The following is a 21,273-nucleotide window of genomic DNA, read 5'->3' as shown; positions in this document are numbered from 1 at the left end:
CATCCGCACCGACCTGCTCGACACCGAGCACCTCGGCATACACCGACGCCACGATCTCCTCGATCGGCGTCGACGGCGCACGGAACGCCTGCGCCTCGAACTCCGGCTCCGGCAACGCCTTCCGATCCAGCTTGCCGTTCACGTTCAACGGCAGTGCATCGAGAACGACGAACGCCGCAGGCACCATGTACGACGGCAAACCAGCGGCGAGCGCCGACTTCACCTCCGCGACATCGATATTCGTATCTGCCGGGACCACGTAGGCGACCAAGCGGTCACCGGTACGCGGGTCCGACTTCGCGATGACCGCAGCCTGGGCGATCTGCGGCAGCGCTAGCAGCGCGGCGTCGATCTCGGCGAGCTCGATGCGGAAGCCACGGATCTTCACCTGGAAGTCGGTGCGGCCGCGGTACTCCAGCTCACCGGAGGCGTGCCACGCCACCAGGTCGCCGGTGCGGTACATCCGCGCACCGGGCTGGAACGGGTTGGCCACGAACCGATCCGACGTCAGATCCGCGCGGCCGAAGTAGCCACGCGCGAGTTGTGCACCGGCCAGGTAGAGCTCCCCGGAAACGCCCACCGGAACGGGTCGCAGCCGCGAATCCAGCACGAAGACTTGGCTGTTCCACTCCGGCGCGCCAACGGGCACCGACGGCTGATCGTTTCGGGTGACCCGGTGGCTGGTGATGGACACGGCGGCCTCGGTCGGGCCGTACAGGTTGAACAGTTCGACGCGCGGGTAGTCGCGCAGGAAGCGTTGCGCCAATCCCCCTGGCAGCGCTTCACCAATCGCCAGCACCCGCCACAGCGAGGTCGGAAAGTCACCGGCCGTGAGCGCGTCGAGCATCGACGGCACCACATGCAACGTGGTGACCCACTCACGGGCCATCAACTCGTTGAGATACGCCGGGTCCTGATGGCCGTCGGGCGCGGCGATGACCAATCGGCCACCACACACCGCCGCGGACCAGAACTCCCACACCGAAAGGTCGAACGTAGCAGCAGTCTTCAGCAGAATCGCGTCAGCGGCGTCCAGACCGAACTCGGTGACCTTCCACTGCAACTGATTCGCGATCGCCGCGTGCGAAACCGCCACGCCCTTCGGACGACCCGTCGAACCCGACGTGAAAATCACGTACGCAGTGTTCTCCGAACGCAACGGCGCGACACGATCGGCATCGGTGATCGGAGACGTATCCAGGCCATCGAGATCGAGTTCGTCGATTCGCACCACCGGCGCGACATCGGTGCTGAATTCGGCCTCGGCGTTGGTCAGCACACACACCGGGGCGGCGGTCTCGAGGATGTAACTCGTCCGCTCGGCTCCCTGATCCGGATCCACCGGCACATACGCGCCACCGGACTTCGCCACCGCGTACATCGCCACGACCAGGTCTACCGAACGACGGAAGGCTAGCGCCACCCGCGACTCCGGGCCGACCGACACCGAGATCAGGTACCGGGCAAGGCTGTTCACCCGAGCGTCCAGCTCCGCGTAGGTCACCTTCTCGCGGCCCGCAGGCAGATCGACCACGAGCGCCACGGATCGCGGATCGGCCGCCACGGCCGCGTCCAACAGCGAAACCAATGTCGCCGACTGGTCGACCTGCTGCTCGGTAGCGTTCCACCGGCCGAGCACATCGTCGCGCTCGTCCGCGTCGAGTACCTCGATATCCCCCACCGGCGTCGTCGCGTCCGCCACCACGGCGGCGAGGATCCGCGCGAACCGGTCGGCGAAGCCCTGCACCGTCGCGGCATCGAAAAGGTCTGTCGCATAGGTGAAGAAGCCACCAAGGCCGGTCGGCACGCCGGACTCGTCGTAGCCGTCGCCCACGATCAGATGCAGATCGAACTGCGACACAGCCAGATCCGCGTCCAGCCCCGACACCGCGAGACCGGGCAGTTCGAGCGCGGCCCGCGCGATGTTCTGGAACGACAACCCCACCTGGAACAACGGATGATGCGCCGTCGAGCGCGGCGGGTTGAGCACCTCCACCAAACGCTCGAACGGAATGTCCGCGTGCGCGAACGCCTGCAGATCGGATTCCCGCTGCCTGCCGAGCAATTCGGCGAACGACTCACCGGACTCGAACTGCGTCCGGAACACCACCGTGTTCACGAACATGCCGATCAGGTCGTCGAGCTCACGCTCGCCACGACCGGCCAGTGGCGTACCGATGGCGACGTCCACCGAACCCGAGAGCCGGGCCAGTAGCACCGCGAGCGCGGTGTGCACCACCATGAACAACGTCGCGCCATGTGCGCGAGCGAGTTCCACGAGACCGGCGTGCGTGGCCGCATCGATTTGCACATCCACCCGGGCACCCGCCATCGACGCGATGGCGGGACGCGGCCGATCCGTCGGCAACTCCAGCAGGTCCGGCAGCTCGGCCAGGTGCGAGCGCCAGAAGCTGATCTGCTGCGCGGCAATCGATTCGGCGTCGGTCTCGTCGCCGAGCACCGCACGCTGCCACAGCGCGTAATCGGCGTACTGCACCCGCAGCGGCGCCCAGTTCGGCGCTTCGCCCGCGGTCCGCGCGGCGTAGGCGATCATCACGTCGCGCACCAGCGGTCCCATCGAGGACCCGTCGGCGGCGATGTGATGCACCACGACGGCAAGCACATACGTGTCCGCCTGGCCGTCGACCTGCAGCAGGGCAACCCGCACCGGGACCTCGGCGGTCACGTCGAACGCACTCGACGCCAGCGCGTACACCGCACTCGCCACCTCGGTCTCGCTCAGCAGCCGCGGCGCCACGTCCAGCGCAACACCGTTGGGCGGCAAGACAACCTGGATCGGGCCAGCGGCCGTCTCCGGGTAGACCGTGCGCAGCACCTCGTGCCGCGCCACCACGTCGTGCAGTGCCGCGCCGAGCGCCGCGACATCCAGCGCACCGGTCAGCCGCAAAGCGAACGGCAGGTTGTAGGCACCCGATCCGGTCGCCTGGTCGTCGGACTGGTCGAAGCGGTTGAGGAACCACATCCGGCGCTGCGCCAACGACAGCGGCAGCTCGTCCGGTCGTGCGATGCTGCCGAGCGCGACCCCGGGACGACTGTGCACCTGCGAATCGATCACCGCCGCAAGGCCGGCCACAGTGGGCGCCTCGAACAGCGTCCGCACCGGCACCCGGCCGCCGACGGCCGCACCGAGCCGCGCCACCACCTGGGTGGCGACCAGCGAGTTGCCGCCGAGCGCGAAGAAATCGTCGTCCGCGCCGACCCTGGTCAGCCCGAGCACCTCGCCGAAGACACCGGCCACGATCTCCTCGACCGGTGTTGCGGGCGAACGGAATTCGCGGGCAGTGAACATCGGCTCGGGCAGCGCCCTGCGATCGAGCTTGCCGCTGGGGTTCAGCGGGAACGCGTCGAGCGCGACGATGGCGGCCGGAACCATGTACGTGGGCAGCGTTTCCGAGATGGCGGCCCGCAGCTCCTGCGGCTCGATCCTGGCCTCGGGCGCGGCGACCGCGTAGGCGACCAGCTGATCGCCGAGCGTCGACTGGCTGACCAGCGCGACGGCTTGACTCACCGAAGGCTGGGCGAGCAGCGCGGTTTCGATCTCGCCGAGCTCGATGCGCTGGCCGCGGAACTTCACCTGGAAGTCGGTGCGGCCGATGTAGTCGAGCACCATGTCCTCGTCGGCGTCCGCGCCGGAAGCCTTGCGCCACACCACGAGATCGCCGGTGCGGTACATCCGCTGACCGGTACCGAACGGATTGGCGACGAAGCGATCCGCCGTCAGATCCGGCCTGCTGACGTATCCGCGGGCCAGCTGGTCGCCGGCCAGATACAGTTCGCCGGCCACGCCGTCGGGCACGGGGCGCAGTCGGGCATCCAGCACGTAGACGCGGGTGTTCCACTGCGGCAACCCGATCGGGACCGAGCGGGTATCCGAACCGTCGGCGGGCCAGTAGGTCACCGACACCGCGGCCTCGGTCGGTCCGTAGAGGTTGTGCACATCCGCGTCGATCACCGCGTGCAGCGCGGTGACCGTCTCCGGCGGCAACGCTTCGCCGATCACGAAGATCTGCTCCAGCGTCGGCACGGCGCCCTTGGCGGTGTGCGCCGCGAAGATCGTCAGCATCGACGGCACGAAGTCGGTGACCGTCACCGACTGCGCGACAATGGTTTCCGCGACATACGCCGGGTCACGATGGCCGTCCGGGGTCGCCACCACCAGCTTGGCGCCCACCCGCAGCGGCATGAAAAAGCCCCACAGCGAGACATCGAAGGTGGTCGCGGTCTTCTGCAGGTACACGTCGTCGGCGCTGAGCGGGTACTCCGCCAGCATCCATTCGATCTGATTGTTGATCGCCGCGTGCGACACCGCGACGCCCTTGGGGCGACCGGTAGAGCCGGAGGTGAAGATGACGTACGCGGGATTCAGCGGCGAGACCGGGCGGAGCAGCTCGTCCTTGCGGATCGGCGTGCCGTCGAACTGGGCCAGGTCGGCGGCATCGATGGCGACTGCGGCGACGCCGTCCGGCAGGGCGACGGCATCGGTGGAAGTCGTCACGACACAGGCGGGTTGGGCGGTATCGAGGATGTGCGCGATCCGCTCAACCGGATGATCCGGATCCAACGGCACATAGGCACCACCGGCCGTCACGATCGCGTACATACCGACAACCAGATCCAGCGAACGCCGAATCGCCAGACCCACCAACGACTCCGCACCCACACCCTGCGAAATCAACAACCGGGCAAGCTTGTTGACCCGCTCATCGAACTCGCGATAAGTGAGCTCGGTGCCCTCGTAGACCACCGCGACGGCATCCGGGTTGGCGGCCACCGCCTGCCGATAGCCGTCGAGCAGCAGATGCGGCGCCACCCGCTGCCGGGTGTCGTTCCACTCGAACAGGATTCGATCCCGCTCGACCAGCGACAGCAGGTCGGCATCGCCCACCGCGCGGTCGGGATCGGCCGTGACCGCGCGCAGCAGTCGGCGCATCCGGGCGGCGAAGCGCGCCACCGTCGCCTCGTCGAACAGGTCCGTGGCGTAGCTGAACATGGCCGACAAACCGGCGTTTTCGCCGTCGTGCGGGGTAACGGTCAGCTGCAGGTCGAATTTGGCTGCCGCGCCGTCCAGATCCAGGGCCGACGCCGACAGCCCCGGCAATTCCAACGCGGGCTTGTCCATGTTCTGGAAGAACAGCGCGACCTGGAACAGCGGATGGTGCGCCTGCGAGCGCGCGGGATCGAGCACCTCGACGAGCCGCTCGAACGGCAGCTCCACATGCGAAAACGCTTCGAGATCCACCTTTTTGGCGGACTCGACCAGTTCACGGAAGGACGCGCCGGGCGCGTTCTCGGTGCGCAGCACGAGCATGTTGACGAACATGCCGATCAGGCCGTCCAGCTCCGCCTCGCCGCGACCTGCCACCGGCGTACCGATGGCGATATCGGCCGAACCCGACAGCCGGGCCAGCAGCGCCGCGAAGGCCGCGTGCACCACCATGAACAGCGAGGCACCGGTCTCGTGCGCGATCGCATCGAGCTTGGCCCTGGTCGGGGCGTCCACCTCGAACGTGTAGACACCGCCGCGACCGGAGGCCAAGGCCGGGCGAGGGCGATCTGCCGGCAGCTCGAGCCGTCCCGGCAGACCGGCCAACGCGGTGCGCCAGTAACTGATCTGCTCGGCGGCAACCGATTTCGGATCGTTCTCGGCACCGAGCATCGCCCGCTGCCACAGGGCGTAGTCGGCGTACTGCACCGGCAACGGTGCCCAGCCGGGCGCGGAACCCGCAGTGCGCGCGAAGTAAGCGACTGTCAGGTCCTGCACCATCGGCGCCATTGAGGTGCCGTCGGCCGCGATGTGGTGCACCACCACCGCGAGCACATGGTCGTCGACGCCCAACTGCAGCAACGCCATCCGCAGCGGCACCTCGGCCGCCACATCGAACCCGGCCAGCATGAACTCGGCCAGCCTGCTCGGCAGCTCGGACTCGGCGACCTCGGTCACCGCCAACTCCGGAATGGCCTGCGCCGCAGGCAGAACCACCTGATAGCCGGTGCCGTCGACCGCCGGGTAGACCGTGCGCAGCGTCTCGTGCCGCTCGACCAGATCGGCGACCGCCGCCCGCAGCGCGGACACGTCCAGCGCGCCGGAGAGCCGGATCGCGAACGGAATGTTGTTCGCCGCCGACGCGGTATCGAACTGATTCAGGAACCACATCCGCTGCTGCGCCAGCGACAACGGAATGTGTTCGGGCCGCGGCATCGGCGCCAGCGCCTGCCGTCCCCCCGCCCCGGTGAACGGTGCCAGCCGAGCCGCCAGACCGGCGACCGTCGGCGCCTCGAAGACCGTGCGCGCGGGCACCCGCGCGCCGATCTGCGCGCCGATCCTGGCGACCACCTTGGTGGCGACCAGCGAGTTGCCGCCGAGCTCGAAGAAGTCGTCGTCGGCGCCGATCGCGGCACCGGTGTCCAGCAGTTCCGCGAAGATATCGGCGACCAGTTGCTCCAGTTCGCCACTCGGCGCGCGGAATTCCTTGGTCTGCAGCTGCGGCGAGGGCAGTGCGCGCCGGTCCAGCTTGCCGGTCGGCGACAGCGGGATCTCGTCGAGCACGGTGATCGTCGTCGGCACCATGTGCGCGGGCAACCGCTGCTCGGCGGCCGCGATCAACTCGTCGGTGTCCACCGTCGCGCCGGGAGCGGCCAGCACATAGGAGGCCAGAATCGTTGTGCCGCTGTCGAGCTGGTGACCGACGGTCACCGCGAAGTCGACACTGTCGTGCGCGGCGAGCACCGCGTCGATCTCACCGAGTTCGATGCGGAAACCACGCACCTTCACCTGGAAATCGTTGCGCCCCGCATACTCCAGTCGGCCTTCTGCCGTCCAGCGGACCAAGTCACCGGAGCGATACAGCCGAGAGCCGTTGGGGTCGAAAGGGTTCGCCACGAAACGGGTGGCGGTGAGCGCAGGCCGCTCGTGGTACCCGCGCGCCACCTGCGCGCCCGCGATGTACAGCTCGCCGATCACGCCGTCCGGCACCGGCGAAAGCCGCTCGTCCAGCACGTATTCGGTGACGCCGCGGATCGGCCCGCCCATGGTCAGCGGGGCGTCGAGCACCAGCGGCTCGCCGATGTTCACCACGATCGTGGTCTCAGTGGGCCCGTAGACGTTGAACAGCGCGCGAACGCCGCCGGTGACCGGAAGTATCCAGCGCCGCACCAGATCCGGCGGCCAGGCCTCGCCGCCGACCGCGACAACTCCGAGATCGTCCAGTCCGGCGGGATCGATCGAGGCCAGCGCGGCGGGCGTGATGAACGCGTGGGTCACCCGCTCGCGGCGCAGCAGCTCGGCGAGATCGTCGCCGCCGAACACCGTCGGCGCCACCACGACCATGGTCGCCGCGCCGCCGAGGGCGAGCAGCAGCTCCAGCATCGACGCGTCGAACGACGGCGACGAAAAGTGCAGGGTCCGTGCGGTACTCGTGACGCCGTAGTGGGTGCGCTGCTCCTCGCAGAACCCGGCGATGCCTGCCTGGGTGGCGACGACGCCCTTCGGCGCGCCCGTCGAACCGGAGGTATAGATCACCCAGGCCGGATGCTCGGCGCGCAGCTGGCGCACCCGATCGGCATTGGTGATCGGCTCGGTCGAGTGCCGTTCGAGCGAACGCAGCGTCGAATCGCTGTCGATGACAAGCCATTCGACCTGCCCCGGCAGCTGGGTGGCGGACTGCGCGGTGGTCAGGCCGAAGACCGCGCCGGAGTCCTTCACCATGTGTTCGATCCGGTCGGCCGGATAGTTCGGGTCCACCGGCACGAAGCCCGCGCCGGACTTGGCCACCGCCCAGACCGCGACCACGGAGTCGATCGAGCGCGGAACACCGATCGCGACAAGATCTTCCGGGCCGACGCCGCGCTCGATCAGCAGCCGTGCCAACCGGGTCGACCGCTCGTCGAGCTCGGCGTAGCTCAGTTGCGCCAGTGTCGCTGTGGCGTCGGCGTAGATGAGGGCGATGCCCTCCGGGTTCGCTTCGACGGCGGTCGCCATCAGCTGCGGCAGCGTGATGACCCGGGGACGCCGGGTCCGAGCGGGACGGACACGAGCGGAACGCGTCATGCGCCCACCAGTGCCAGGGTCTTGCTGCCCCGCCAGCCCATCAGACGCACGTCCCCCACTACACGAACCATGAAACTCTGCTCATCCTGCCTGTCGAACACGTTGAAGCCACACCTTGCAACGGCCGCCCTGATTCGGCAAACCGGTCCCGAGTGACCCTAGTCATGTTTTTAGGGGCTTGCACCCGTTACCAGCTGGGTTTTACCCCGCACGCAGCAGATCGGACAGCGCGACAACCGTCGCCACCTGCGTCCATGCGCTACTGACATCGCCGCCGTCGGCGAGCACCACGGCCCGCAGATCCTCCAGGGCCGTCGGATCGAGGGTACTGGCTCCCGCGCGGTCGGTCAGCAGGTGGCTGACCCACTCGTCGGCCAGCGCCTCGGCCAGGTCGGCATCCTCGGGGACGAGCACCATGGAGGCACCGCAGGAACCCGCCGCCACCACCTCGATCAACGCCAGCTCCGCCGGGCCGCCGAACTGGAAAGTGCGCGACTCGAAGGTCAGCTCGGTGCCCGTGCGCAACTGGTCCGCCGCGCCCGCCAGCTCGTCGTAGCCGAGCGTGCGCGTCCCGACGAAGGCCGGGTCGGTGCCGCGCAGCACTCGCGTGCGGTGCGCGTAGGTGACCGGCCGTGGCGATTCCGCCGCTATCTGCGCGGCGACGGCGGGATCGTCGAGCACGAGCCAGTCGACATCGCCGACGGCAGGCACGGGGGCGCTGGTGAGCCCGACCTTGACGACCGGTCCGGCCGGAATCGGCGCGTCGGCCGAGGCGAGCGGTACTACTGCGGCACCGGCCTTGAGCACGGCCCAGGTCGCGACGACGGCGTCGACGCCGCGGTCGAACCGGAGCGCGACACCGTCACCCGGGCCGCAGCCACGGGCGGCGAGCACGCGCGCCAGCCGGGACGAGCGCGCGTCGAGTTCCTGGTAGGACACCGCGTCCTCGCCGGAGACCAGCGCGGGCCCGTCCGGGTCGTCCTCGACCACGGCGGTCAGCGCCTGGGTGAGCGCAGTTCCGGTGGTGGCCGTCGCGCCCGCAGCCGTTGGCTCCTGCGCCGATTCGGCGGCGGATTGCACCCGCTCGCGCTCCTGCGCGTCGAGCAGGTCGATGTCACCGACCCGCACCTGCGGATCGGCGACCACCGCGGTCAGCACCCGCTCCAGCCTGCGGCACAGCGCCTGCACCGTCGACTCGTCGAAAAGGTCTGTCGCATAAGTGATCGCGGTGATCAGCTCGCCCGGCGCACCGTCGGGGTGGTGCCGCGGGTCGACGTTCACCTGCAGGTCGAACTTGGCCGCGATCTCGCCGCCGTCCAGTCCGGTGATCGTCAGGCCGGGCAGTTCCAGCGACGGCTGCTCGTTGTTCTGGAACGACAGCACCACGCCGAACAGCGGGTTGTAGACCGTCGCGTGACCGGCGGCGACCACCTCGGCAACCCGCTCGAACGGGATGTCGGCGTTGGCGAAGGCGGCCAGGTCGGTCTCGCGGGCCCGATCGACCAGCTCGGCGAAGCGCACGCTCGGCTCGACCGCGGTGCGCAGGGTGAGCGTGTTGACGAACATGCCGACCAACTCGTCCAGCGCCCGCTCGCCACGGCCCGCGATCGGCGTGCCGATGGCGATATCGCTGCTGTTCGACTGCCTGGCCAGCAGCACGGCCAGCGCGGCGTGCACGACCATGAACAGCGTCGAATTGTGTTCGCGCGCCAGCCGGACCAGCGCGGCGTGCACGTCCGGCGAGACGGCGAAACCGGTCGAGGCGCCGCGCATCGACGGCACCGCGGGGCGCGGGCGGTCCAGCGACAGGTTCAGGTCGCCGGTCAGTCCGTTCAGCTGGTCCCGCCAGTACGCCAATTGCCGTGCGGCGATGGAGTTCTCGTCGTCATCGGTACCGATGACGGTGCGCTGCCAGCTGGCGAAGTCGGCGTACTGCACCTCCAGCGGCGACCAGCGCGGCGAATTGCCGCCGATCCGAGCCAGATACGCGGTCACCAGGTCCCGCGCCAGCGGTGCCATCGAGGCGCCGTCGGCGGCGATGTGGTGCACGACCAGCGCGAGCAGGTGCTCGTCCTGGCCGACCGCGAGCAGCAGCGCACGCACCGGAACCTGTTGCGTCACATCGAATCCGGTGGACAGCAGCTCGGTGATGCGGCCGATCGGATCTGCGGTGGAGACGGTCTCCAGCCCACCGGGCAGCGATTCGCGGACCGAGAGGATCTCCTGGTAGGCCACCCCCGACGGATCCGACGGGTAGCGGGTGCGCAGTGTCTCGTGCCGCTCGAGCACGTCGGCGACGGCATTGCGCAGTGCGGGTACGTCGAGCACACCGGACAGGCGGATCGCCAGCGGAATGTTGTACGCGGGCGAGTCCGGATCGAACTGGTTGAGCACCCACATCCGTTGCTGCGCAAGCGACAACGGCACCTGATCGGTCCGCGGCATCCGGGCCAGCGGCGGCCGCGCACCGGACGCCTTGGCCGCGCCGGGCACGACGCGGGCGGCGAGCGCGGCGACGGTGGGCGACTCGAACAGCTCGCGCACCACCAGGTTCGCGTCGAGCGCCTCGTTGATCCGGGCGACCACCCTGGTGGCCAGCAGCGAGTTGCCGCCGAGGCCGAAGAAGTCGTCGTCGAGGCCGATCTCGTTGGCGCCGAGCAGTCCGGCGAACACCTCGGCGACGGCCTGTTCGACCGGCGAGCTCGGGGCGCGGAAGGTGGCGGTGCTGAGGAACTCCGGCGCGGGCAGGGCCTTGCGGTCCAGCTTGCCGTTCGGCGTCAGCGGGAGCACGTCCAGCACCACGATCGCGTCCGGAACCATGTAGCCGGTGAGGAATTCGCCTACCTGGCTGCGCAATTCGGCCGAATTCAGCTGAGAACCGATGTCCGGCACGACATATCCGATGAGCCGGTCGCCCGCGTTCTCGTCCGCGAGCACCAGCACCACCGCTTGGCTCACGCCGGGGCAGCGCACCAGCGCCGACTCGATCTCGCCGAGCTCGATGCGGAAGCCGCGCAACTGCACCTGCTGATCGCCGCGACCGGCGTACTCGAGCGTCGCCTGGCCGCCGAAGCCGACCCAGCGGCCGATGTCGCCGGTGCGGTACATCCGAGAACCGGCCGCGCCGAACGGATTCGCGACGAACCTGGTCGCGGCGAGGCCGGGGCGCCCCAGGTAGCCGCGGGACAGCTGGGCACCGGCGACATAGATCTCGCCCGCCACGCCGACCGGCGACGGGTGCAGCCGATCCTCGAGCACGTAGGCGTCCAGGCCGGGCAGCGCGCGGCCGATGACGCTCGCCGCGTTGTCGACCATCTGCTCGTCCAGCGACAGGAACGACACGTGCACCGTGGTTTCGGTGATGCCGTACATGTTGACCAGCCACGGCGCGTCCACCGCGTGCCGGTCGTACCAGCGCTGCAGCTGGCGCAGGTCCAGGGCCTCACCGCCGAACACCACGTAGCGCAGCGCGAACTTGGCCTGATCGGCGGTCTGCGCGGCCCGGTCGGCCTCGGCGAGCTGATAGAACGCCGACGGGGTCTGGTTGAGCACGGTGACCTGTTCGCGAATCAGCAACTCGCGGAACAGCTCCGGTGACCGGGAGGTCAGGTAGTCGACCACCACGACGGTGCCGCCGTTGGCCAGCGCGCACCACAGCTCCCACACCGAGAAGTCGAAGGCGAACGAGTGGAACAGCGTCCACACGTCGGTCTCGTCGAACTCGAACACCTCCTGGGTGTTCGCGAACAGCTGCACCACATTGCGGTGCGCGACGCCGACGCCCTTGGGCACACCGGTGGAGCCGGAGGTGTAGATGACGTAGGCCAGGTTGTCCGGCCGCAGCGGTGCGGTCCGCTCGGACGTACGCACCGGGGCATCGGCGAACTCGGTCGTGTCTTCCAGCAGGATGACCGGAATATCGCCCGCCGGAACGGATTCCAGCTCGCTCGCGGTGGTCAGGATGCACGCCGGAGCGGCGTCGGAGAGCATGAACTCCAACCGCTGCGCGGGGTAGGTCGTATCGATCGGCAGGTAGCCGGCACCGGCGGTGAGCACCGCGAGCAGCGCGACCGGCAGCTCCTCGGTGCGCGGAACCGCAACGGCCACCAGCGCTTCCGGGCCGACGCCCTGCGCGATCAGTGCCCGCGCCACCTTGTTGGCGCGGCGCTGCAACTCGCCGAAGGTCAGCGTTGTGTCGCCGTAGCGGATCGCACCGGCGTCCGGCCGCCTGCGCGCCTGAGCACCGATGAGATCGACCAGGGTCACCTCGGGCACCTCGGCGCCGGGGCTGTTCCATTCGTGCAGCACCAGGTCGCGTTCGCCGGGCGCGAGCACGTCGATATCGCCGACGGTGATGTCGGAATCGCCCGCGACCGCGGCCAGGATCCGGCCGAAGCGGTCGGCGAAGTCCTGCACGGTCGCTTCGTCGAAGAGGTCGGTGGCGTAGGTGAAGGCGGCCGAAATGCCCTCTGCCGCACCGTTTCTATCGATCCGCTCCACCAGCGCGAGCTGCAGGTCGAACTTTGCCAGCGGCATCGCCAGATCCACCGCCGAGGCGGACAGGCCGGGCAGTTCCAGTTCGGTTCGCGCCAGGTTCTGGAAGGTCAGCATCACCTGGAACAGCGGATGCCGGGCCGCTGAGCGCGCCGGATCCAGCAGTTCCACCAGCCGCTCGAACGGCACGTCGGCATGGCCGAACGCCTCCACGTCGATCCGGCGCACCTCGCGCAGCAACTCGTCGAACGTCGCACCGGAGTCGATATCCGTGCGCAGCACCAGGGTGTTGACGAACATACCGATGAGGTCGTCGAGCGCGGCCTCACCGCGACCGGCGACCGGGGTACCGACGGCGATGTCCCTGGTACCGGACAGCCGGGCCAGCAGAACCGCGAGCGCGGCGTGCACGACCATGAACAGTGTCGAATTATGGCCGTGCGCAAGGCGACTCAGCGCGCCGTGCACGTCGGGGCCGATCTCGAAGGCCAAGGTGGCGCCACGGTTGGACGCGACCGCAGGTCGCGGCCGGTCCGCGGGCAGCTCCAATTGCTCAGGCAGCGCGGCCAATTCGGTGCGCCAGTAATCGATCTGCTTGGCCAGCACCGATTCCGGGTCGTCCTCGGCGCCGAGGATCTCGCGCTGCCAGATCGCGTAGTCGGCGTACTGCACCTCGAGCGGCGGCCATTCCGGTGCGCCACCGCGCATCCGGTCCAGGTAGGCGGCCATCAGGTCGCGGGTCAACGGGCCCATCGAGAAGCCGTCGCCCGCGATGTGATGCACCACGCAGACCAGCACGTGCTCGGTCTCGCTCAGCTCGAGCAGCCGCACCCGCACGGGCGGTGCCGCGGTCACGTCGAAGCCCTCGGTCACCACCGCGGCGACCAGTCCGGGCAGCTCGGCCTCGGTGGCCTGCTCGACCACGAATTCCGGTACCGAGCGCGGATCTCCGGTCGCCAGCACCCGCTGGTAGCCCTCGCCGTCGACCTCGGGGTACAGGGTGCGCAGCACCTCGTGCCGCTCCGTGAGGTCGCGCACGGCGGCGCGCATCGCCTCGATATCGAGGTGACCGGACAGGCGCACGGCGGCCGGAATGTTGTTGACGGCACTGGCCGGATCGAACCGGTTCAGGAACCACATCCGCTGCTGCGCGTAGGACAGCGGCACCTTGGACGGGCGCGGCCTGGCGTGCAACGCCTGACCGGCGGCCGAACCCGCGTGCTGCTCGACCCGTTCGGCGAGCGCGGCAACCGTGGTCGCCTCGAACAGCAGCTGCACCGGCACCCGCACCTGCAGCGCCGACCCGATCCGGGCGGCGGCCTGCGCGGCGAGCAGCGAGTTACCGCCGAGCTCGAAGAAGTCGTCGTCCACGCCGACCCGGCCGTCCTCGCCCGCCACCAGCAGCGCCGCGAACACGTCGGCGACGATCTCCTCCACCGGGGTGGACGGGGCGCGGAAAGCCTTGGCGGCGAACACCGGTGCGGGCAGCGCCGCGCGGTCCAGCTTGCCGACCGGGGTCAGCGGGATCTCGTCGAGCACCATGATGGCGGCCGGAATCATGTACGCGGCCAGCGACTCTCCGATGAACTCGGCGAGTTCGCCGGTGTCCACGACGGTTCCGGCCCGCGGCAGCACATAGGACACCAGCGCGGTCGCGCCGGACGGCAGCGTCTTGCCGAGCGTCGCCGCGTAGTCGATGTCCGGGTGCGCGGTGAGCGCGTTGTCGATCTCGCCGAGTTCGATACGGAAGCCACGGATCTTGACCTGGAAGTCGGAGCGACCGAGGTACTCGATGGCACCGCCGTCCTCGGATTCGCTGCGGCGCACCAAGTCTCCGGTGCGGTACAGCCGCGCTCCGGGCGTATCGGTGTCGGCACCGAACGGGCTGGCCACGAAACGTTCCGCGGTGAGCCCCGGCTTGCCGAGATATCCCTGAGCGAGCGCCGGTCCGGACAAGTACAGCTCGCCGACCACACCGGCTGGCACCGGCCGCAACCGCGAATCCAGCACGAACGCACCGACTCCCGGAATCGCCGAGCCGATGGTGATCGGCTCGTCCGGCAGCATCCGCGCCGAACTCGTCGCGAGAATAGAAGCCTCGGTCGGTCCGTAACCGTTGTAGAACTCGCGATCGGCGGCCCAGCGGCCGACCAGCTCCGGCCCGAACTTGTCACCGGCCACCACCACGACCCGCAGGTCGTCCAGGCCGGTCGGGTCGACCGACTCCAGCGCGCCCGGCGTGATCAGCATGTGCGTGACCTGTTCGCGGCGCAGCAGATCGGCCAGCTCGTACCCGCCGAACACCGACGGCGGCGCGATCACCAGCGTCGCACCTGACGAGAAAGCGAGCAGCAACTCCAGGATCGACACATCGAAGTTCGGCGAGCACACATGCAGCACCCGCGAATCCGCGGTCACCCCGTAGTGCTCGCGTTCGGCGGCCACCAGGCCGGCCAGACCGGTGTGGGTGACCACGACGCCCTTGGGCCGCCCGGTCGAACCGGAGGTGTAGATGACGTAGGCCGGGTGCCGCTCGTCCAGCGGACGCACCCGGTCGGTGTAGGAGATCGGATGTTCGGGGCGCGCGGCGATCCGCGCGGCCTGCACCGGGTCGTCCAGCTCGATCCAGTACACGCCGGTGCCGAGCACCGGGCGGTGGGCCGAGGTGGTGAGCCCGACCGTGGCGCCGGAGTCGGACAGGATGTGGTTGATGCGGTCGGTCGGGTAGGCCGGATCCACCGGCACGTACGCCGCACCGGTCTTCGCGATGGCCCACACGGCGACCACCGACTGCAGGCTGCGGGCGATGCCGATGGCGACCACGTCGCCCGGTCCGACACCGCGCTCGATCAGTTCCCTGGCCAGCCGCGAGGAGGTCGCGTCCAGTTGGGCGTAGGTGAGCTGGCGTTCGTCGTCGAGCTGACCCGACGGATTGAAGCGAACGGCGACCTCATTGGCCTCGGATTCGACGGCGGCGGTCAGCAACTGCCCGAACAGCGGGCTGCCCGACCTGCGGCGACGGCTACCACGAGCGGAACGACGGGCAGTTTCCATTCGAGTGCATTCACCTCTCGCATCGAGCTAGGACCCGGCCCTACCCATATACAGGGCATATCGTCCGGGGCCAGCGCGGTTCCGAGCAATCATATAAGGGACTGATCGGTGTCCACGCGTGCTGTCTTGGATTCGTACAGACCGCTGACAGCGGTCCGCGCCCCCCTCGTTCGGCTCCTGTTCTCAATCACACATCCGCCGCTACCCCCATGGAAGCGGTGTCTTGTCCAGATGCCACGGTTTATATCGGTCTAGGACCGGTCGCGTTGCAGGAGTACCCGGATCGGTGAACTAGTTCACAACCAACCACGCCGGGTTGCCTGCACCCCGGCCTGGAATCGGGTGCTCGCGCCGAGCCGCTCCAGTAGTCGCGCGGTCCGGCGGACCACAGTACGCCGAGACATGCCCAGCCGTCGCGCGATGGTGTCGTCGGTCGCGCCGAGACCCATCAGGGTGAGGATCGCGCGGTCGCGTTCGTCGAGGGCCTCCGCGGTCGGGTTCACCGAAATGGGCGCGGCCAGCGACCACAGCACGTCGAACGTTTTGATCAGGATGTCCAGCGCGGGTGAGCCGGTGATCCGCAAGCCCATGGGGTCCGGGCGGCGTTCGTCGACGTGCAGCACCAGGCTAGCGCGTTCGTCGTCGCTGATGATCATTTTGAACGGCGGCTCCGGCAGCGTCCGCGCCTGCGCCCCACTGGCATTGGTGGACAGCGCGTGGCGCAGCCGTTCCGGATCCTGATAGATGGTGTCCTGGTAGAGGGTTTGGTAGCGGATGCCCTCGCCGAGCCGATTCCGCTTGAGCTGGAACAACTGTCGCTCGCGCTCGATATCGCTGAGGTAGGGCCCGCGCTCGACGACCTTGACGCCGGTGCGCGCGCTGGTCTGCATCTCCTCGAAATCGGCGAGCATTTCCAGGCGTTCGAAGACCGGCACCACGGCGCCGTTGCTGCGCGGCGAGCGGCGCACCGAACGGAACGTCTCGCTGAGCCGCGCTGCGGCCGTGTGCATCTGGTTGATCTGCTGCTGCCTGCGCCGAGCCTCGGCCTCCGACAACGACTCCGGGGCATGGGCGTCCCACACCGCGGGCGCGCCCTCGCTGGCCGGCACGCGCACGGCGGCGCGCAAATCGGCGAGCACGTTCAATGACGCCGCCGCGGTCTCCTCCGAAACGCCCAGGTACTGCGCGATATCGGCGAGGCTCGACCGCGGATGATGCACCAGCACGGCGTAGGTGCGCCCGTGCGGTGATCCAGGCTCGAAGATGTCGCCCAGCTCTGTCACGGCCCGAGCCTATCGACCGACCGGTCCTCATGGGGCATCCTGCCCGCCAGCGGACGGGGGGATCGACGGATTAACAAGCCGGGCAGCGGAATCAGTGCGCCGACGGGCCCCACTGCAACGGCACACCCTTGGCCGCCAAGTACGGCATCGGGTCGATCTTCGTGCCGTTCTGGTCCCAGATCTCCAGGTGCAGGTGCGGGCCGGTGGAGTTGCCGCGGTTGCCGACGGTGGCGATCACATCGCCCGCGTTCACCCGCTGGCCGACGTGCGCGAGCATCTCGTTGACGTGGCCGTAGACGGCGATGGTGCCGTCGTCCTGCTGCACGCGCATCCACAGGCCGAAGCCGGACGCGGGGCCCGCCTCGATCACCGTGCCGCTGCTCACCGAATGGATGGGGGCGCCGATCTGGTCGGCGAAGTCGAGGCCGTAATGCATTTCGCCCCAACGGCTACCGAAGCCGGAGCTGATCTCGCCGCCGACCGGGCGCACCGCGCCCATCGGGGCGGGCGCGGCCTGCTGCTGCACACCCTTGAGGATCTGCTCGGCCTGGGCCAGCGGGCCCGCGATCTCCGGCGGCAGGTTCTGCAGGCCGAACGGTGCGGGGGCGGGCGCGGCGATCTGACTGGCGACCGGTACCTCGGGGGCCAGGACCGCCGGCGCCGGAGTGGCCGCCTTGACCTGGGCGACCGGCAGGATGCCGGTGCCGCGGAAGGTCATCGGAGCGTCGGCCTCGTCGCCGTCGTGCGCACCGGGCAGCAGCGGACTGGCGACTGCGGGCGCGATCTGGGAGACGGTGCCGATCAGGGCGCCTGCGGCGACCGCGACTCCGGCGGCGACCTTCACCCGCTCGGTCGCGGTCGACTCGACGCGATGCCGCGTCGGCCGACCCGAGATATCATCGCCGATGAGGCTCATGACGGTAATGGAACTGGGGCCTACCCGATGGTGCGACACAGCTGCGTCCTTGCGTCCGAAGAACAGTTGGTTCAGCGGTGCCGGGCCTGTCGCCAACCGGTTCAGGTAACGATCCGGTGAAGCCTGCGATGTAACGGTTTGGCATCCGTTGTGACGGGAACTCTACCTCGTCGTGACCATTCCGCAACCTTGTGCGGCAAAGACGCAGGTAAATACCGGGTCACACGTCCAGTAGGTCAGACTTGGACCGTGATCATCGATGACTTGGCAGTCCCGATCGTGCTCGCCCCGATGGCCGGTGGGCCTTCTACGCCCGAGTTGACTGTCGCGGTCACCGACGCCGGTGGCTTCGGCCTGCTGGCCGCCGGTTATCTGAGCGCGACCGACACCGCAGCCCGGATCACCGCCACTCGCGCCGCGACCGGCTCCCCCTTCGGCGTCAATCTCTTCGTGCCCGGCCCGGCCACCCCAGCCGCAGCATTCGCCGACTACCTTGCCGAACTCGCCCGCGAACATCCGCTCGGCGACGCCAAGTACGACACCGACGACTGGGACGCCAAGCTGGATCTGCTCGTCGCCGATCCGGTCGCGGTCGTCTCCGTCACCTTCGGCTGTCCCACCGCCGAGGAGATCGCGCGGCTGCGTGCCGTCGGCTCGGAGAGCTGGGTGACCGTGACCTCGGTCGCCGAAGCGCGGATCGCGGTCGAGCGCGGCGCCGACGTACTCATCGCACAGGGCGCGGAGGCGGGCGGGCATCGCGCCACCTTCGTCGATCGACCCGAGGACGACGCCACCGATCCGCTCAGCGTGCTCGCGCTGCTGCAACTCCTGACCGCCGCGACGGACAAGCCGGTGGTCGCCACCGGCGGCATCAGCACGGGTGCGGGCATCGCGGCAGCACTCGCCGCGGGTGCCGCGGCCGTGCAACTCGGCACGGTGTTCCTGCGCTGCCCCGAGGCAGGCACCAATCCGGTGCACCGCGCCGCCCTGGCCGCCGACACCCCGACCATGTTGACCCGCGCCTTCACCGGCCGCCGGGCCCGTGGCCTGCGCAATCGATTCATGGCGGAGCACAGTGCGACCGCGCCCGTCGCGTACCCGGAGATCCATTACGCCACCGCGCCTTTGCGAGCCGAGGCACGGGCCGCGGGCAACTCGGACAACGTCAACCTCTGGGCGGGACAGACCCACACCCTGGCACCGGAGTTACCAGCTGGCGAACTGGTCCGCACGCTGGCGGCCGACACGAAAACCGCACTGAACTCGGCACTTTCGCGGCGAATCCAGGATTGTTGACAACGACTTTCGATTAGAATCGAGTCGCATCGCATCAGCCATCCACCTTGGAGGAGAGCGCTATGTCCCTCGATGTTCCCGCCCCACTGCTCGAACGCGCCGAACGCGGCGAAGTCGATGACGCCGATTTCGTCGAGGTGGTCCGCCAGTCACTGCCCTACGCCTACGAAGTCGTCAGCCGGGTCGCCGGTGAACTGCGTTCCGGCAGCGAAGAATACGCCGACAACCTGGTCGCGCCGCCGGACGAGGTGGCCCGTGGGCAGCTGCTGCGCGCCATGGCCTCCGACGCGATCCGCGGTGGGCTGGAGCGGCATTTCGGCGTGAAGCTCGCCTTCCAGAACTGCCATCGGGTGGCCGCCTTCCCGCTTTCCGCGGTCGGCGGCGAGACCTACAGCACGTTCATCGGGACCAGGGCCCAGCTGCTGAATCAGAGCCCGGAACTGCGCAACTGCTGATCGGCGCACGGACAAGCCCGGCGCGGCAAGCGAATTCAGGCCGCGCCGGGCAGTCCGCGATCAGGACAGTGTGGTGACCGTCAGGTCGCCATCGGCGTACTGGGCGCGCAGGCGCTTCTTGTCGAACTTGCCGACGCTGGTCTTCGGCACCTCGGCGATGAACGTCCAGCGTTCCGGCAGTTGCCATTTCGCGAACTTGTCGGCGAGAAAGTCACGCAGCTCGCCGGCCTTCGCCTCGGCGCCCTCGGCGAGCACGATCGCCACCAGCGGCCGCTCGTCCCACTTCTCGTCCGGCACACCGATCACCGCCGCCTCGGCGACGGCCGGGTGGCCCATCACGGCGTTCTCCAGGTCCACCGACGAAATCCATTCGCCGCCGGACTTGATCACGTCCTTGGACCGGTCCACCAGGGTGAGATAGCCGTCCTTGCTGATCTTCCCGACGTCACCGGTGCGCAGCCAGCCGTCGTCGAACTTCTCCGGGTCCACCTCGGTGCCGTCCGGCGAGTAGTAGGAGCCGGTGATCCACGGACCACGAACCTCCAACTCGCCCAGCGCTTCTCCGTCGTTCGGCACCACGCTGCCGTCGTCACCGACCAGCCTGGCCTGCACGCTCGCCGGGAACCGGCCCTGGGTGTAGCGGTACTCCCACTCGTCCTCGCCGGTCACCCCGGTCGGCGGATGCGCGACGCTGCCGAGCGGCGACGTCTCGGTCATGCCCCACGCGTGCAGGATGCGCACGCCGTGCTTTTCCTGGAAGGCGCGCATCATCGACGGCGGCACCGCGGAGCCACCGACCACCGCCGTACGCAGGTGGGTGATGTCCTGCGGGTGCGCGGCCAGGCCGGCCAGCACGCCGCCCCAGATGGTCGGCACCGCGGCGGCGAACGTCGGCTGCTCCGCCGCCATCATCTCCAGCAGCGGGCCCGGCTGCAGGAACCGGTCCGGCATCAGCACATTCGCGCCCGACATCAGCGCCGCGTACGGGATGCCCCACGCGTTCGCATGGAACAGCGGGACGATGGCGAGGATCGTGTCGCGGCCGGTGAAGGCCATGCCGCTCGGCGAGCACACCTGCATCGCGTGCAACCAGTTCGAGCGGTGCGAATACACCACACCCTTCGGGTCGCCGGTGGTGCCGGACGTGTAACACATTGCCGCGGCAGACCGTTCGTCGATCACCGGGAAGTCGTAGCTATCCGGCTGCGCGGCAAGCAATTCGGTGTAGGAGTGCACCTGCACGCCCTCGGGGGCGGACAGCGTCGAGGCGTCGCCGTTGACCACGATGACGTGCCGGACCGTCTTCAAGTTCGGCAGGTACTGGGCGAACATCGGCAACAGCGTGCCGTCGACCAGCACCACCTTGTCCTCGGCATGGTTGGCCACGTAGACCAGCTGATCGGGGAACAGCCGGATGTTGAGCGCGTGCAGCACCGCGCCCATCGCCGGCGCCGCGATATAGGCCACCAGGTGCTCGTTGTTGTTCCACATGAAGGTGCCGACTCGATCGCCGATGCCGATGCCCAACTCGCGCAACGCGTTCGCCAGCCGCGCCGCGTCCGCGCCGACTTCGCGATAGGTCATGGTGCGCACGCCCGTACCGGTCCAGGTGGACACGGTCGAATCGCCGACAAACGTCGATGCGTAGCGCAGCAACGTCGCCAGCGACAACGGCTCGTCCTGCATAGTGCTCAACATCGGAACTCC

At 68.9% G+C, this 21,273-nt stretch carries 6 protein-coding genes and 1 pseudogene; 2 read left to right on the top strand and 5 right to left on the bottom strand.

Features of this window, described 5'->3' with window-relative positions; translation table 11 throughout:
- From ACFWF1_RS22000 to ACFWF1_RS21985, 4 genes and pseudogenes are all read right to left on the bottom strand, one after another.
- Positions 1–8,068: pseudogene (locus ACFWF1_RS22000) on the bottom strand (amino acid adenylation domain-containing protein); the annotation flags it as partial.
- Between the two features lie 201 nt (positions 8,069–8,269).
- Positions 8,270–15,616 carry an amino acid adenylation domain-containing protein gene (locus tag ACFWF1_RS21995; RefSeq protein ID WP_379282305.1) on the bottom strand — a complete coding sequence of 2,449 codons (7,347 nt, stop codon included), beginning with the start codon at positions 15,614–15,616 and terminating at the stop codon, positions 8,270–8,272.
- A gap of 296 nt (positions 15,617–15,912) precedes the next feature.
- Complete coding sequence (locus tag ACFWF1_RS21990; protein ID WP_379282304.1) at positions 15,913–16,899, bottom strand: DNA-binding response regulator; 987 nt, start codon at positions 16,897–16,899, stop codon at positions 15,913–15,915.
- A gap of 91 nt (positions 16,900–16,990) precedes the next feature.
- Complete coding sequence (locus ACFWF1_RS21985) at positions 16,991–17,815, bottom strand: M23 family metallopeptidase (RefSeq protein WP_379282303.1); 825 nt, start codon at positions 17,813–17,815, stop codon at positions 16,991–16,993.
- 249 nt (positions 17,816–18,064) lie between these two features.
- Between ACFWF1_RS21985 and ACFWF1_RS21980 the strand changes: the two genes are divergently transcribed.
- Together ACFWF1_RS21980 and ACFWF1_RS21975 are read left to right on the top strand one after the other, a co-directional pair.
- Positions 18,065–19,111, top strand: coding sequence for a nitronate monooxygenase (locus ACFWF1_RS21980; RefSeq protein WP_379282302.1), 1,047 nt, complete (start codon positions 18,065–18,067; stop codon positions 19,109–19,111).
- Positions 19,112–19,173: 62 nt separating this feature from the next.
- Entirely contained in the window at positions 19,174–19,566 is a 393-nt protein-coding gene (locus ACFWF1_RS21975; RefSeq protein ID WP_375914966.1) for an SCO5389 family protein, read from the top strand.
- 60 nt (positions 19,567–19,626) lie between these two features.
- On the opposite strand, the gene ACFWF1_RS21970 is transcribed toward ACFWF1_RS21975, so the two are convergent.
- Complete coding sequence (locus ACFWF1_RS21970; RefSeq protein WP_379282301.1) at positions 19,627–21,264, bottom strand: long-chain fatty acid--CoA ligase; 1,638 nt, start codon at positions 21,262–21,264, stop codon at positions 19,627–19,629.
- Between the last annotated feature and the right edge of the window lie 9 nt (positions 21,265–21,273).

Source organism: Nocardia sp. NPDC060255 (assembly GCF_042727395.1).
GTDB lineage: Bacteria > Actinomycetota > Actinomycetes > Mycobacteriales > Mycobacteriaceae > Nocardia.
This window is presented reverse-complemented; position numbering and strand designations above follow the sequence as displayed.